A 14,039-nucleotide genomic window follows, 5' to 3' on the forward strand; every position below is an offset into this window, starting at 1 on the left:
TTGTGATCGCTCGTCGGCTCAGGCCCGGCGGACCGCCTGGATGACCACGTGCTCGAGGGGCGCGTCCTTCGAGAAGGGGCCGCTCGCGCCGGTGGGCACGGCGACGATCGCGTCGACCACGCCCATGCCGTCGGTGACCTCGCCGAAGACGGCGTACCCGTAGCCGGCTTGGGTCTTGGCGGTGTGATCGAGGAACGCGTTGTCGGCGACGTTGACGAAGAACTGGGCCGTGGCCGAGTGCGGATCGCTCGTGCGGGCCATGGCCACGGTGCCGCGGAGGTTCTTGCGGCCGTTGTGGGCCTCGTTCTCGACGGGGGCGCGCACGGGCTTCTTCTCGAGGGCCGTGTCGTAGCCGCCGCCCTGCGCCATGAACCCCGGGATCACGCGGTGGAACACGGTGCCCGTGTAGTGGCCCGCGTCGACGTACGCGAGGAAGCTCGCGACCGTGGCCGGGGCCTTCGCGGGGTCGAGGAGGAGGGTGAAGCTGCCGAGGCTCGTGTCGACGACGACGGTGGTCATGGGACTACGTTACCCCGGTTCGAGCTGCAGCGAGCGGAGAGCCACGCGACGACGTCGGCCTCGACCCGGGCGTGCTCGGGCTCGTGCAGCAGGTCGTGGACATAGCCGGGGTAGAGCGTGAGGGTCTTGTCGGTCGAGAGGGCCGAAGCGTGGAGGCGCTTCGATCCTCCGGGCTCGGTGACCTCGTCGGCCGTTCCGTGCATGACGAGCAAGGGGACGCGCAGGTGTGCGCCGGCGTCGCGGAGATCGGCGATGGCCGAGACGAGCTCGGACGCCGTACGAGCGGGCGCAGGGCTCGTGTAGACGAGAGGGTCGGCCTTGCACGCGGCGACGACACGTGGGTCTCGCGAGAACTTGTCGAGGTCGAGCGAGAAGACCCCGGCTTCGGGGAAGAGCGCCGCGGTGAGGTGCGTGGAGCCCTTGAGCACGAGCCCGGTGCGCTCGGTCGACAGGGCAGGTGCGCTGAGCACGAGGCCCGCGATGCCGCGGCGCCCCGATCGAGCGACCTCGGGGAGCCGAAACGCCGCGTAGGTGGTGACGATCGCGCCCCCCATGCTGTGGCCGAAGAGAAAGACTCGCCTGTCGGCCTCGCGCGCGTGCACGGCGTCGACGAACGCTTCGGTGTCGTCCACGTAGTCGCCGAAGGCGTGGGCGTACGCGCGCATTCCGGCCGATCGGCCATGTCCGCGGAGGTCGACCGCGTGGACGGAGAAGCCTGCCTCGGCGGCGCGCCTGGCGAGCGCGTCGTAGCGCTCGCCGTGATCGAGGAGGCCGTGGACGAGCGCGAGGGCGCCCCGTGGCGTCGACCGGGGACGCCAGACGCGCACGAAGAGGGGCGTGCCGTCTTTCGCCTCGATGAAGTACGTGTCGGTGACGACCGTGGCCGAGTCTTGGAGGTGGGGGGCGGCACGCAGGGGGAGCGTGGGCGGGCCGCAGCCAACGAGGGCGAGCGCAGCGACGAGACCCGCGAGCACGAGGATTCGGGGCGTCATGCTCCGAGGCTATCGACCTTCCGCCCCATTGGCATGGGTCGAACGCCCCACGGAGGTGCTGCCCCTGACAGGCCTGTCGCGCCGGTGTGACGGCCTCGCTGCACCTGGGGCAAAAAACGCCGAGGAGCGAGGGCTCGCGGGCTGGCCCGGGGCGTGCTTAGACGGTCGCCATGACTTTCTCTTCAAACGTACGGCGCGCTTGGCTCGCCGCGGTCGCGGTGGGGCTCGGCTCCGCGGCTACGGCCTGTTACGAGGACCCCGGGGTGGTCTACGGCGAGATCAGCCGGAGCAACCAGTTCCGGTACGTGTGCGACGGATCCGCGGCCGTGGGCGACTGCACGACCACCGCCATCGAGTTCCCGAGGGCGATCGCGCAGGGCGGCCTCTTCCGGCTCGCGATCGACGGGTCGAGCTCGAACGAAGTGACGTCGCTCCGGCCCATCTCGGACGAGGTCGTGGGCTCGCGGCCGAACGGTCAGTGGGTGTGCGGGACCGAAGGCACGGCGGGTTTCGTGGCGTTCGACCGCGACGGCGATGTGGTCGACTACGTGCACATTCCGGTCGAGGCGCCGACGAGCTTGGGTGTCGAGGAGTATACGTCGGCGACCGGCTCTTCGACGTCGCGGGGGAAGGGCGTACCGGTGCAGCGGGTGTCGGTGCCCGAGGGGAAAGAGCTCGTCGTGGCCGTGGTGCCGACGGGCAAGAGCGGGTTGCCCCTCGCGGGCGCGCTCACGTACGCCTGGACGACCGGGGCCGAGGGCGTCGCGACGGTGACGGCGCTGGGGAGCCCGGCGAACCCGAGCGCCTTCGTGCGCATCGCGGGGCAGAAACAGGGCACGACTCGCCTGCGCGTCGAGGGCGCGGGCCTCACCACCGAGATCGAAGTGAGGGTTCCATGAAGAAGCGCATTTTTGCAGCCTTGGGTGTTGCCGCGCTGTCGCTCCTCGCGTGTGCGCCGTCGTACTCGCACCTCGAGGAGGTGGGCGACAACGAGTACAACGCGCGAAGGTTCGACGGGTCACAGCCGCTCCAGGTCGGCGTGGGTTGGTCGGCGCGGCTCCGCGCGCTCGACACGAGCGACGAGCCGCATCGGTTCGACATCCGCGCGACCGACGAGAGCCGCCTCGTGGTCGCGCCGGTCTCGACGACGAAGGACACGGACTACGAGGCCGAGGGGGGTGTGAGGTTCGCGTTCTTGCCGCGGAAGGTGGGCCGGGCGGATATCGAGGTGGTGGTCGATGGGCAGGTGGCCGAGGTGATTTCGCTCACGGTGTCGCCGCAGCGATAGGGGGCGGCGGGGGCGGCGAGAGATCCGACCGACGTTGGCGCTAAGTGAAAAGATCCAACCGACGTTGGCGCTAAGTCGTTGAAAATACATTGACCCCGACCTCTTGAGCCAAGCGCCACGTCCCCAACGGAAAGAACACGTCTCGCACACCGCTCCGTAGCGCGCGAAACGCCTCGCGATACGCCCCCAAGAACGCGGCCCGCACCTTCGCCGCCATGGTCGCCATCTCGACGTTTCCGCCCGCCGCGAATGACGGGTTCCGCGCCCCGACCTTCTCGAACGACGACGCACGCGTCGTGTGCGGCACCGCGAAAATCCACTCCATCGAGCGCACGAACTTCCCGGCTTTTCGTGCGATGCGCCGCGCCTCGTCGACCGCCGCTTCCACCGCCGCTACGATTCGTGCACGCGCGCCCTCGTGCCCCGCGTTCGCTTCGAGCGAGCGCGGCACCGTGATCGCTATCTCCGCCGACGCCGGCCACCGCTTGTTTTCCGCGTCGAAGTACACCGCGGGCCGCTCGACGCGGATGGTCCGCGTGCCGATGTCGGTCGCGGCGAGCGTCACACCGGGCCAATCCTCCGGCCGCGCGACAAGCCCCGCGGCCACCGCGTTCGAGAGGGTGTAGCCGATCTTCTGCAGCACGGCGTCGTCGCCGTAGAGCGCTACGACGCTGGCACCTTCGCGCGAGAAGACCTCCTCCGGCCATCCGCGCAGCACCTTGATCGCGTTCGCCATGAGGCGATTTCGCTGAGACAGAAATTTTGGGAGCTCGCCGCGGGTGTCGGTGAGCACCTCGTGCATGTGATTCGAGAGGACCTGAACCGCGTGGATCTCGATGCCAAATTCGGCCGCGAGCAGGGCGGTGGCGTACCAGTAGACTGCGAGCAAGACGCGCCGCTTGTCGGGGTTCATGAGGAAGTGGCGGCGCGTGGTCCTGCGCGTGACGAGGTAGGTGGTGCCGGGGGCGATGCGTCGAGGGGTAGACATGGCGTCCCCCCTTGCAGTCCTCGCGCCAATGCGAAGCAGTTGAAATCATTGATAGAGAACGCCGTTGGACCTGGCCCGGGCCACTTTTCGGGGTGGCCTGGCCACTCACGCAGCTCATGCGTTGCACCGGGCTGCGTTCCCAATCTAGAGTCGCTGTCAGTCGAAGTCGTTTCGCAGACTTAGCGCCAACGTCGGTCGGGTCTCCTACGGTCGGGTCTCCTAGGCGGGTCTCAACGTCGGTCGGGTCTCCTGGGCGGGTCTCATCTCGTCGGTCGGGTCGCGGGGTGGTCGGGTCTCCAGTCTCGTCGCAGACTTAGCGCCAACGTCGGTCGGATCCGACCCGGCGAGTCCGACCGACGACTCGGGGCGGAAGACTCGGCGAGGGCGGCGCGCGAGGCGGTCATCCGGGCGGAGATCTCGCCCCGGCCAGTCTCATCGCACACTTAACTTAGCGCCGAGCCCCCCTCAGCCTCTTGTCGACCTCGGCCACCGACGCGTCGAGCCAGGACTCGCGCGTCGCGAACGTCTCGGGAGCCTGCCAATCGAGCCGAATGGGCGCTCCCTCGAGCGGAGGCTTGCCCTTGAACCCTTCGTGCGAGAGCGCGAGCCGAAAGAGCCCGAGCACACGACCGTCGGGCCCGCGCATGGGGAATTCGTGCCTTACGGAGGTGAAGCCATGCATAGGCTGTTTGCCGACGATAGGCCCCATTCCGTACTCCGCCCAGATCACCGAGAGGGCGTCGCAACTGGACGTGCACTCGGGCCCCGTGACGAGACCGACGGGCGCCTCGGTCACGCGCTCGGCGGGACGGGGCCCGCGCAGCCCTTCGCAGCCCTCTCCGGTGCACAAGAACGGATACGTGAGCCACCCGTCGCCCCGCTTCGCGGCCTCGAGGTAGCGCTTCGTGAGCGGGCCGTCGCCGTAGAGGAACTGGCGAGCCTCGTCTTCTGCGAAGTCCGCCGAGACCCGCACGGTCACGAGCTCGTGTTGCCACGGCCGCTTCGCGAACCAGCTCAAGAACACGAAGGGGTTATTGCCCCCATGGTTCTCGTGCACGTCGAGCACGACGCGCTTGGCCCCCGCGAGATCGCGCACGAGGCCGTCGTGGTCGACACGCACCCAGCGGAGCTGCGCGGACGAGTCGCGTGCAGGATACATAAACGAGACGAAGCGCACGATGCGTGTGCCTTGCGCAGCGCGGTTCTCGGCTTTGGGGCGGTACGTGCAATAGTTCACCCCGAGGGACGCGAGCTCGTACCCGGCATACGGGACCTTCACGTCTTGTGTGCAGCCGATGCTGCCCATGGCCGGGCTGTCGTCGATCCCGGGGAGGCTCTCCTCGCGCTCGTACCGAAAGGGCCGCCGGAAGGGGAGCGTGAGCTCACCCGCGTTGGCGAAGACGAGCTTGCGCGTGTCCCCCTCTTTCACCGTCGTCCAAGGCGCGATCTGCATGACGATGGCGTGCGCCGTCTCCGAGAGCCGCGCGTCGGGGTTCAAGGCATTCGTTTCGAACGGGTGATCGGTGAGCCATGCCTCGACGGGCGCGCCGTCAACCGTGACGAGCTCGTCGCCGACGTGGACCTTGGCCTCCAGGGCAGGGTCCTTCACCTCCTCGACGCGCACGCGCACCCGACCCGAAGCCTCGCGCTCGGTGTGGAGGGCGAGCCCGAGCCCGAGGCGAGAGGGTCGTACATCGCTCGGGGGTGACAGGTTGCAGTGGCGATCCCCGAGCGCTTTCTGGAGATGCGTGAGCGCGACCATGGCCTCGGCCTCGGTCTCCGCGGTAGCGGCCTCCGAACGAAGACGATCGAGAGAACGCTCGAAGGCAGCCCCCTGCCCTTCGGCGAACACGTGGTACCGACGAACCTTGCCGACGAGCGCGTCGAAGAGGGGGAGGTAGGCCCCCTTCCCTCGGAGGACATCTGGTCCTTCGGAGGGTTTCGTCGACGCCCCGGACGTGGCAAGCCCAGCGGGTCGTGGCCCCTTGGGGGCTCGCGCGGACGCAGGACCACCGGAGCCGGGCGCGCAAGAGGCCAGGACGACCAACGACGAGAGGAGGGAGAGGGCGATCGTTCGCATCGTTTTCCTGCCTTTCACGACCGGGAGACGCGAAGGTTCCGCGGGTCGTTGCGAATCCCACGTGGCCGAGCCACATCGCGGGCTGACCTGGCCACCGGCACCGGATTTCCAACACTTGGCGCCAACGTCGGTCGGTTCTCCGGGTTTCCAAGTGGCCGAGCCACATCGCGCGCTGACCTGGCCACCGGCACCGGATTTCCAACACTTGGCGCCAACGTCGGTCGGCTCTCCGGGGGTTCTCTCACCACCTTTCGCGTACTTGCGGTCAACGTCGGTCGGTTCTCCCCGCGCGGTCGGTTCTCCCCGCGGCACCTGGTACGGTGCGGCCATGAGCGAACGAGCCTACCGTGCGGCACGATCCTGGGTCCTCATGGTCGCCGGGGTCCTCGCCCTGCACGCATGCTCCCGCGCGCCGATCGAGGTTCCCCACGTCGAGCCCCCGAGGGACGCGAGCGTCGCCCCCGACGAGGCGCGGCCCGCCCTGACCGCCGACGCCAGCGCCGATCGCGAGGTCCCTCGAGCGCCCCACATCCCCGCCGTGCTCCCCAAGGGAGTCGCCGCGTGGACCGAGCCCGCCGCGATCGCCCTCCTCGCGACGGACTGCCGCGCAGAGACTTCTCCGCGCGGAGATGGCGCGAGCGCCGATCCCCTCTCGTGCACCCTGCCCTTCGACCAGTCGTGCTCGTACGACCCGTGTTTCTCGAAGGGGGAAGACTGCCGGGCCGAGTGCGGCCGATCCTGCCAAACCTGCGACCAGGCCTGCGTGACGGACTGCGGCGGCTGCAAAGCCAACTGCAAAGACGATGCGTGCATCAAGGCGTGCGCCGCGAAGACGGGCGCGTGCCGCCAAGCGTGCCTGCTCACGCGTGACACGTGCTCGAGCGCCGGCTGCACCGAGAAGGAAAAGGCCTGCGACGCCCTCGAGAAGCGCAAGTGGCGCGCCCGCGGCTGCTCGTGCAAAGCCATTCACCCTTGCATCCAGGCGTGCTTCGAGGCGAAGTCGCGCTGCCAAGATCGGTGCTCGAAGAGCAAAGACGACTCGTGCTGGGAGAAGTGCGAGAGCCCCAAGTGCAAAGAGGCGTGCTCGGCGCGCTTCGGTGGGTGCGACGTCGACTACTGCGCGACGAGCCCCCTCGAGCCGTTCCAAGACGCGCGGTAGGCCGTGGGCTCCGGCCGTTTGCGGAGCCACGACTTCGACATCACCAACTCCAGACGCCTGGAGCGCCAACTCCAGGCACCGACTCCAGGCACCCGCCGCCGACCGTGTGGATCCGCGGGCGCGCGCCGACGTTCGGGGCTCGACAGCACCGAGCTCTGCCGAAGGAGCTGGTTGACGAGCATGATTTTATTGTGGTTTCCCTGGCCTCATGAAGACCACCGTCGCGATCGCGCTCGCCCTCGTGCTCCCTCTCACGTCGGGCTGCAAGCTCCTCAAGAAGCGCGCGCCGGACGATGGTGCGGGGAGCGGCGAAGAGTCGAGCGGCGAGGCGAAGACGAAGGCGAAGCCCAAGAGCGGGTGCGCGCTCCCGGAGGGCGGGCGGGTGACGTCGGCGGTGACGATCACGAAGGGGTGCACGGTCGCGGTGGAGGACCACATCACCGTGGACGATGGCGGCACGCTCACGATCGAAGCGGGCGCGAAGCTCGAGATGGCGACGCACACGTACATCTCCGTCGAGAAGGGCAAGCTCGTCGTGCGCGGGACCGAGAAGGAGCCCGTGGTGCTGACGTCGGCGAACGGCACGAAAGCCCCCGGCGATTGGACGGGGATCTTCTTGAGCGCCGACATCGCCGCGGGCACGGAGATCACCAACGCGCGCATCGAGTACGCGGGCGCGAAGGAGAACTTCGGGCTCGGCGCCATATCCATCGCGGGCCAGAAGGCGCCGAAGCGCGTCTCGATCAGCGGCACCACCTTCGACAAGAACCTCCAGTCGGCGATCCACGTGGCCGACGGCGAGGCGCCGTTCGCGAAGCTCGAGAAGAACGTCATGCGGGGCAGCACACGCTCCCTCTCGGCGCCTCCTTCGGCGCTCGGCGGCGTCGGCGCGGGCAACACGTTCTCGGACCCGCTCGAGACCGGGGGCAAGCTGCTCGAGAGCACGAGCTGGCCCGCGTTCGGGGCGCCGGTCTTCGTGAAGGAGCACCTCGACGTCGGCAAAGACAGCGCCGAGGTCGTGCTCACACTGGCGCCCGGCTCGGTCCTCAAGTTCGCGCAGAGCACGTACCTCTCCGTGGGTGAGCACAGCGCGGCGAGCCTCGTCGCGCCCGGGGTGCGCTTCACGAGCGCGAGCACCTCTCCCCGCGCGGGGGACTGGCCCGGCATCTTCCTCTACAAGACGACGAAGTCCGTCGACCTCACGGGCGCGACGATCGAGTTCGCAGGCCAGAACGAGCACTTCGCCACGGCGGCGATCACCTATTATTCCGCCAACGGAAAAGACATTCGAGGCCTCAAGGCGAGCGGGCTCGTCATCAAAGATTGTCTGCAGGCCGGGATGTCGACCGCCGACCACGACTGCGGGCCCTACGCCGCGCAGCTCAAAGTGACCGGCGTGCCCGCCTGCCGCAAGGAGTGACCCTCTCCGGCGCGCCGCCCGATTCGACCTCGTTCAAAAGCTCCCCGATCGCACGCCTCCTCGGCCTCGGTAGTCGAAGCTCGCTTCGTCTTCGTTCGCGACGCCCGCGAGCTTCCAGAGCGCGGCGAGGTCGTCGGAGCGGTCGCTCGGCGGGGAGAGGGTCTCGAGCTCGTGTTTGTGCGCCTCGAGCGCGCGCGTCGCCATGACGCCGGCGAGCGTGGCCGTGTCGGGTGTGGGGCGCGAGGCGAGGAGCGCGGCGGTCCCTTTTTGCACGATCGGGTCGGGGTGGGCGAGGAGCTTCACCAGGGCCGGTACGTTCTCGTCGGCGCGGCTATTGGCGACCACGTTGAGCAGGGGCGCGTACTGCCCATCGAAGAGGCGGCGCTGGTTCCACTCGGTCGAGAGGAGCTCCGTCGGGGCGACCACGTAGAGGACCGAAGCCACCACGAGCGCGTCGAGCTTTCGGTGCAAAAGCCACCCGATGGTGCGCTTTTTCCGAATCATGACGACCACGAGGCCAAAGCCCGTCGCCACCAGGGTCGTCCCCAAGATTCCCAAGATGCGCAGCGAGGTGAGCCCGGAGAGGTCGATGTAGAGCTGGATACGGCGGAACGTCCCGAGCGCCAACATCACGTTCTGGGCGGCCCACACGTAAGCGAGGGTGCGCACCGTCTTGCCCCGCGGATCGAAGTGGAACGCGCCGCGGAAGATGGCCCCGAGCAGCGCGGTCGAGAGGACGAGCGCGAACGTGAGCCACGCCGTCCCACGGTGGGCGTACTCGGTATACCCGAGCCCCGCCGGCGGCCGACCCACCCACAAGGAGAGGGCATCGACGGCGTTCTCGAGTAAGAAGATGGCATTGACGGCCACGAGGGTGTTCCGCGCGAGGCCCAGGGCGTTGTCGCTCACGAGGCTCGTGTCGTCGACCGCCGCATGCGACCTTCGCCCGAGCGTCGACTGCCACGCCCTGCGGAGCGCCGGCCGGAGCGTGACGGCCCCGCACGCCGCCGCCACGAGCCAGAAGAGCGGACGCACCGGCGAGGGGAGCGAGATGCTGCCGAGCGCGCGGACGGCCCACGCCTCGAGCACCGGATTGGCAAATACGAAGACGGACGCAAAGACGAGGAACGCGGCGACCGGCAAGACGACAGTGCTCCAGGCGAAGGGCGCGCGGGCCGCCCCTTCACGTGACGGAGCGGAGAGGCGCATCCCTCCCCGCGCGACGGAGGCGACCCGCCCCGGCATGGCCCACACCGAAGCCGCCATGGACGCCACCGCATCGGCGACGGTCGCGTGCCTCATGCGCACGAGCACGGCGAGCGCACCGACGAGCGCGGCGGCGAGCACCGAGCCAAGACCCCCGCCCGACCACGCGAGGTGCCCTGCGACCAGGGCCAAGAGACCGAGCACCACGGCGATCCGCGGCGAGATTCGGCGCTCGCGAGCCGACGCGACCACGAGCGCGCCCGCGAGCCCGAAGAACGCGGCCTGCGAGAGGCCCAGACCTCCGAACGTGTAGAGCAGCAGGTCGGCCCCCACGACGAAGGCGACGAGCGCCAGGAGCTCACGAGGCCGCGCGGGGGCCGTAGGGCGAGGCGCACGCGGCGCAGGGATCTCACCGCGGTAGGCCGTGCGCTGCCACACGACGGCATCGGGAGCGACCCCCACCCCGCGAGGAGCGCTCGCCGAGCCGAGCAGAGACGGCTCGAGAGGACGGGGCTCACGCATCGTATCGGCGCCCTCGGCCGCACCCTTGGCCGAGACCGTGGTGGCGAAGGGCGAGCCCGGAGGAAACGGCGCGTACCTGGGAGACGAGGGAGGAGCGTTCATGCTCCCTCTTGGACACCCGAGGGAGCGATCTTCTGCGACCGCTCACCCCCGTGCCGCGACCGTTCGCCCCCGAATCGGCGCCCGAGACCGAGCGGCGCCGCCAACTCCAGGCGCCTGGAACGCCAACTCCAGGCACCGACTCCAGGCAGTGACCGCCCGACTAGTTGCAACTCCAGGCACCGACTCCAGGCACGCGCCCCCTGGTTTTTGTGCCTCCTCGTGCGACAGGGCGGGGCGAGCTGCGTACCCCAGGCGATGAACTTTCCTCGGCAGGGCGCTGAGGCTCGGAGCAACTCTTGCGCATGCGGGCCCACGAAACGCACACCGGCGCTCCGGGCGGCGCTCACGATCGACCTGCACGACACGGACCGCCCCGAGGACATCTTTGCGTGCGTCACCTGGCTCGAGGCGCGCGGGCTGCGCGCGACGTTCTTCGTGCCGACGCGCATGCTCGAGGAGGCGCGCTTCACTCGGGCGATCGACGCGATCGACGGTGGCCCTCACGAGCTCGGCACGCACGCGCACCGTCGCGATCTGACCGAGGTCTGTGCCCTCGGCGCGCCGCGCCCTACGCCCTCGCAGCTCGACTTCCTCGACCGTGGCGTCGCCCTCTACGAAGCCAGGTTCCGGCGCTCTCCCCGCGCGTTCCGATCGCCGGCGTGGTGCTACGTGAGCGACGCCGCGGCCAGCCGCCTCTCGCGCCTCGGGTACACGGTCGACTCGAGCGCCACGCCCCAACGCGCCGGCATCCTGAGCTCGCAGCCCTTCCGAAGCCCGTGGCTCTTCACGCCACGCTCCCCGCACCCGAGGACGCCAACCCTCTTCGAAGTGCCTACGTCGTGCCTCCTCTTCCCGCTGAGCCGAACGGCGCTCTACCTCCTGCGCACGTGGGGGATCTTGGCTTTCATGGAGCTCTTCGTACGCGAGGCCGAGCTGTTCCCCGAGCGACCCGTCGTGCTCCAGCTCCACCCGAACGACCTCTCCCCGAACGCGCCGGACGAGCCCATCCACTTCGCGTGGACGGACGTGCTCCCCCTGCCCCAGCGCGGCTTTCACGCGCGCTACTGGCTCATGGACACCGATCGCGAGCGCGCCGTCGCGAGGGCCGCGCGGGTGCTCGAGGAGCTCACGTCCCGCGGGTTCGTGTGGCACACGCTCTCGGAGATCCGCGGGCTCTGCCTCGACGGGTCGCGGGCCACGTAGGCGGGGTCGATGCGGCCTCGCCACGGCTGCACACGCTGCGCGCCCGGGCCGACGAACGGGACGATTCGCGCGCGCCCGCGTGGGCACGGCCGAGCTTGGGTGAGGGTACGACGGCCGCCGCGATCATGATGCGTGTACCACCACGGAGCACGGGCACTAAGCCATCGGCGCACTCGGTCGTTGACGTGCACGTGCGGCTTGTTGTCTGCTCAGGCACGACGATGGGCGTCTCTCGGCTCGCACGGAGCGGGCGAGCGCCCGCGCGGGAGGGTGCTCGTGGGCAGGAGAACGGGGACGGAGACGGCGATCGCGCTCTTGACGTGTTTCACGGAGCGGCCCACGTGGAAGCAGGCCGACCTCGCGCGGCGGCTCGTGCTCACGCCAGGCGCGGTGCGGAGGCGGCTCGTGGAGCTGCAAGAGGCGGGCATTCCTCTCGAGCGCGAGGACGATCCGCCGCACGTGTACTGGAGCGTGCCGAAGAAGGGCTTTTTGCCGGGTACGGTGAGGCTCGAGCCGAGCGACGCCCACGACCTCGTGAGGCTCCTCGCGCGCCTCCCGCGGAGCGCCATGCGCGCGCGACTCATGCAGCGTGTGCTCGACGGTTATGTCGGTCTGCGCCCCGCCCCGAAAGACAGCGTGGTGGTGCCGCTCGACGTGGGCCTCGCCGACGAGACGTGGCTCGCCTTGGTGGAAGATGCGGCGGCGCGCGGGGAGGTGCTCGAGATGCGGTACCTCTCGGCGAGCCGCGGGGTGATGGAGACGCGGCAGGTCTCTCCGCAGCGCGTGGTGGTCGACGCGCACACGAGGTTCATGGCTGTGTGCCACAAGAGCGGCACGCTCAAGTGGTTCCGCGTCGATCGCATCACGAACGCGAAGCTCCTCGGGCCGACCGGGGCGCGCGCGGCCGATCCGGCCCAGGTAGACGCGGCCATCGCCACGAGCGTGAACGGCTTTCGCACCGGAGAGGACGCGACCGACGTGGCCTTCTTCGTACGTGATCCCGAGGCCCGCTGGGTGATTGGCAATTTGCCGAGCCCGCTCGTGGCCGAGGCCACCGTGGGAGGCATTCGTGTGACGGGCCGCACGGCCGCGGTGGTGCAGGTCGCGCGCTTCGTGGTGGGGCTCGGCGGCGCGGCGAGCTGCGAGTCTCACGAGCTCCGCGCGGTGGTGCGCGATCTGGCCGAGGGAGCGCTCGCGGCGGCTCTGGGAGGCACTGAACGTGTGTCGAGCCGCACGAATAGGAGCGTCGCGCAGGTTACGAAGTGACGGGTCCGAGGGCGCCACGAGACGCCCTCGCCGAGAGGGAGAGCCCATGAGCCTGTGGAGCGCATCGATCGATACCCTGCCCTTGCCCACGCGCATGGCCAACGTGGCCGCGCGCATGGGGCTCACCACGGTAGGAGATTTGGCGAGGCAACACCCCGCCGCGCTCTTGCTCGAGAAGAACCTCGGGCGCACCACCGTGGCCGACACACGCGCCGTGCTCGAGCGCGCTCTCGGCATGCGCTGGGAAGATGCCGCCGGCGAGCTCGCCTCCCCGGACGACGACGACACCCCCGCGTCGGTGAGCTTGGACCCGGCCATGCTCGGGTGGGAGGGGCTCGCGGTGCTCTTGCCGGCGGACTTGCAGGCACGCGCACCGAACGAGGCTCCCCTGCCCCCGCGTTTGATCTCGTTCGCCGAGGCGCGTGGGATTCGCACGGTGGGCGAGCTCGTGCGGGTGCCGCGCGCCGAGCTCTTGGCCGCGCCGAACCTCGGGCGGCGCACCGTGACCGACGCGACGGCCGGTTTGATTCGCCTTCGCGAGGCGTACACCGAGACGGGCGCGGTGATCGACACGGAGTGGAAGCGTCTGCTCGTCGCGGCCATCGGCAAGCTCGCCCTCCGAGAGCGCATGGTGCTCACGCAGCGTGCGGGCCTCGTCGGTCCCGTGCCGACGCTCGCGGAGCTCGGGGAGAGCCTCGGGGTCTCGCGAGAGCGTGTGCGGCAGCTCGAGGCGAGCGCGATCACCGAGCTGCGCGCGCACGCCCCGTGGACGACGCGCCTCGCCGCGGCGATCGCGGAGCGCCTCCCGGGGCTGCTCCTTCGGCTCGACGCCCCAGGTGAGCAAGGGGCGCCGCTCGTGGCCGACATCGAGGCCGATCTGGCGCCGTTTCGGTTCTTGCTCGAGCACGTGCTCGGGGATTCGGCAGGCTACGTGGTCGACCTCTTCGGGGCTCCGTGCCTCTCGCGCGTGGGCGCGGCCGAGCTCGAGGCGAAGGTCGCGCGGCTCGAGCGTGTGTGCCAGGCGCTGGTGTTTCCCCTCGAGCGGCGCGACCTCGAGGTGCGCCTCGCGGCGGCGGCGGACCTGACGGAGGAAGACGTGGGCGCGCTGCTCGGCTTCGTACGAGGGGAGCTGCGTATGGAAGGCGAGCGCGTCACGGGATACGTGGAGCGCAAAGCAGACGCCGTGGTCGCGTTTCTGCGCGCCGCGCGCGGGCCGCAGCGTGTGGCGGACGTGGCGGCCGCGTGCGGACGGGGAAATTGGCCCGAGGACCTCGTCTGGATCGATCGCGGGCTC

General features: G+C 69.7%; 11 protein-coding genes and 1 pseudogene. 7 read left to right on the top strand and 5 right to left on the bottom strand.

Annotation, left to right across the window (positions count from 1 at the left end):
* Window positions 1–18: 18 nt before the first annotated feature.
* Together IPK71_36500 and IPK71_36505 are read right to left on the bottom strand one after the other, a co-directional pair.
* Window positions 19–519 carry a peptidylprolyl isomerase gene (locus IPK71_36500; protein ID MBK8219259.1) on the bottom strand — a complete coding sequence of 167 codons (501 nt, stop codon included), beginning with the start codon at window positions 517–519 and terminating at the stop codon, window positions 19–21.
* Window positions 516–1,511, bottom strand: coding sequence for an alpha/beta hydrolase (locus IPK71_36505; GenBank protein MBK8219260.1), 996 nt, complete (start codon window positions 1,509–1,511; stop codon window positions 516–518). Before IPK71_36505 ends, IPK71_36500 begins: the two co-directional genes overlap by 4 nt.
* A gap of 170 nt (window positions 1,512–1,681) precedes the next feature.
* Here IPK71_36505 and IPK71_36510 point away from each other — a divergent pair, with 170 nt between their 5' ends.
* Window positions 1,682–2,410 carry a hypothetical protein gene (locus tag IPK71_36510; GenBank protein ID MBK8219261.1) on the top strand — a complete coding sequence of 243 codons (729 nt, stop codon included), beginning with the start codon at window positions 1,682–1,684 and terminating at the stop codon, window positions 2,408–2,410.
* Window positions 2,407–2,799, top strand: coding sequence for a hypothetical protein (locus IPK71_36515; GenBank protein MBK8219262.1), 393 nt, complete (start codon window positions 2,407–2,409; stop codon window positions 2,797–2,799). The genes IPK71_36510 and IPK71_36515 overlap by 4 nt, the downstream gene beginning before the upstream one ends.
* Window positions 2,800–2,869: 70 nt before the next feature.
* Here the strand turns inward: IPK71_36515 and IPK71_36520 are convergent, their stop codons facing one another.
* Window positions 2,870–3,787 (bottom strand): transposase, encoded by a 918-nt coding sequence (locus IPK71_36520; GenBank protein MBK8219263.1) that lies wholly within the window; start codon window positions 3,785–3,787, stop codon window positions 2,870–2,872.
* A 448-nt stretch (window positions 3,788–4,235) separates the two neighbouring features.
* Window positions 4,236–5,867, bottom strand: coding sequence for a hypothetical protein (locus tag IPK71_36525; GenBank protein MBK8219264.1), 1,632 nt, complete (start codon window positions 5,865–5,867; stop codon window positions 4,236–4,238).
* 328 nt (window positions 5,868–6,195) lie between these two features.
* On the opposite strand from IPK71_36525, the gene IPK71_36530 reads away from it, so the two are divergent.
* Both IPK71_36530 and IPK71_36535 read left to right on the top strand, forming a co-directional pair.
* Complete coding sequence (locus tag IPK71_36530) at window positions 6,196–7,026, top strand: hypothetical protein (GenBank protein MBK8219265.1); 831 nt, start codon at window positions 6,196–6,198, stop codon at window positions 7,024–7,026.
* A gap of 208 nt (window positions 7,027–7,234) precedes the next feature.
* Window positions 7,235–8,446, top strand: a complete 1,212-nt coding sequence (locus tag IPK71_36535; GenBank protein MBK8219266.1) for a hypothetical protein — start codon at window positions 7,235–7,237, stop codon at window positions 8,444–8,446.
* A gap of 33 nt (window positions 8,447–8,479) precedes the next feature.
* Here the strand turns inward: IPK71_36535 and IPK71_36540 are convergent, their stop codons facing one another.
* Window positions 8,480–10,276 carry a DUF4173 domain-containing protein gene (locus IPK71_36540; GenBank protein MBK8219267.1) on the bottom strand — a complete coding sequence of 599 codons (1,797 nt, stop codon included), beginning with the start codon at window positions 10,274–10,276 and terminating at the stop codon, window positions 8,480–8,482.
* A gap of 255 nt (window positions 10,277–10,531) precedes the next feature.
* On the opposite strand from IPK71_36540, the gene IPK71_36545 reads away from it, so the two are divergent.
* The 3 genes and pseudogenes from IPK71_36545 (at window position 10,532) to IPK71_36555 (ending at window position 13,508) form a co-directional block, all read left to right on the top strand.
* Window positions 10,532–11,479, top strand: coding sequence for a polysaccharide deacetylase family protein (locus IPK71_36545; GenBank protein MBK8219268.1), 948 nt, complete (start codon window positions 10,532–10,534; stop codon window positions 11,477–11,479).
* 276 nt (window positions 11,480–11,755) lie between these two features.
* Window positions 11,756–12,745 carry a WYL domain-containing transcriptional regulator gene (locus IPK71_36550; protein MBK8219269.1) on the top strand — a complete coding sequence of 330 codons (990 nt, stop codon included), beginning with the start codon at window positions 11,756–11,758 and terminating at the stop codon, window positions 12,743–12,745.
* A gap of 115 nt (window positions 12,746–12,860) precedes the next feature.
* Window positions 12,861–13,508 (top strand): annotated as a pseudogene (locus IPK71_36555) (hypothetical protein).
* The last annotated feature ends 531 nt before the right edge of the window (window positions 13,509–14,039 follow it).

The sequence above is a fragment of the Myxococcales bacterium genome (assembly GCA_016712525.1).
In the GTDB taxonomy this organism is placed as follows: domain Bacteria; phylum Myxococcota_A; class Polyangia; order Polyangiales; family Polyangiaceae; genus JAAFHV01.

Excerpts from the sequence above, each read along its gene's own strand:
- IPK71_36500 (MBK8219259.1), bottom strand. The coding sequence starts at position 519 with ATGACCACCGTCGTCGTCGACACGAGCCTCGGCAGCTTCACCCTCCTC.
- IPK71_36505 (MBK8219260.1), bottom strand. The coding sequence starts at position 1,511 with ATGACGCCCCGAATCCTCGTGCTCGCGGGTCTCGTCGCTGCGCTCGCC.
- IPK71_36510 (MBK8219261.1), top strand. The coding sequence starts at position 1,682 with ATGACTTTCTCTTCAAACGTACGGCGCGCTTGGCTCGCCGCGGTCGCG.
- IPK71_36515 (MBK8219262.1), top strand. The coding sequence starts at position 2,407 with ATGAAGAAGCGCATTTTTGCAGCCTTGGGTGTTGCCGCGCTGTCGCTC.
- IPK71_36520 (MBK8219263.1), bottom strand. The coding sequence starts at position 3,787 with ATGTCTACCCCTCGACGCATCGCCCCCGGCACCACCTACCTCGTCACG.
- IPK71_36525 (MBK8219264.1), bottom strand. The coding sequence starts at position 5,867 with ATGCGAACGATCGCCCTCTCCCTCCTCTCGTCGTTGGTCGTCCTGGCC.
- IPK71_36530 (MBK8219265.1), top strand. The coding sequence starts at position 6,196 with ATGAGCGAACGAGCCTACCGTGCGGCACGATCCTGGGTCCTCATGGTC.
- IPK71_36535 (MBK8219266.1), top strand. The coding sequence starts at position 7,235 with ATGAAGACCACCGTCGCGATCGCGCTCGCCCTCGTGCTCCCTCTCACG.
- IPK71_36540 (MBK8219267.1), bottom strand. The coding sequence starts at position 10,276 with ATGAACGCTCCTCCCTCGTCTCCCAGGTACGCGCCGTTTCCTCCGGGC.
- IPK71_36545 (MBK8219268.1), top strand. The coding sequence starts at position 10,532 with ATGAACTTTCCTCGGCAGGGCGCTGAGGCTCGGAGCAACTCTTGCGCA.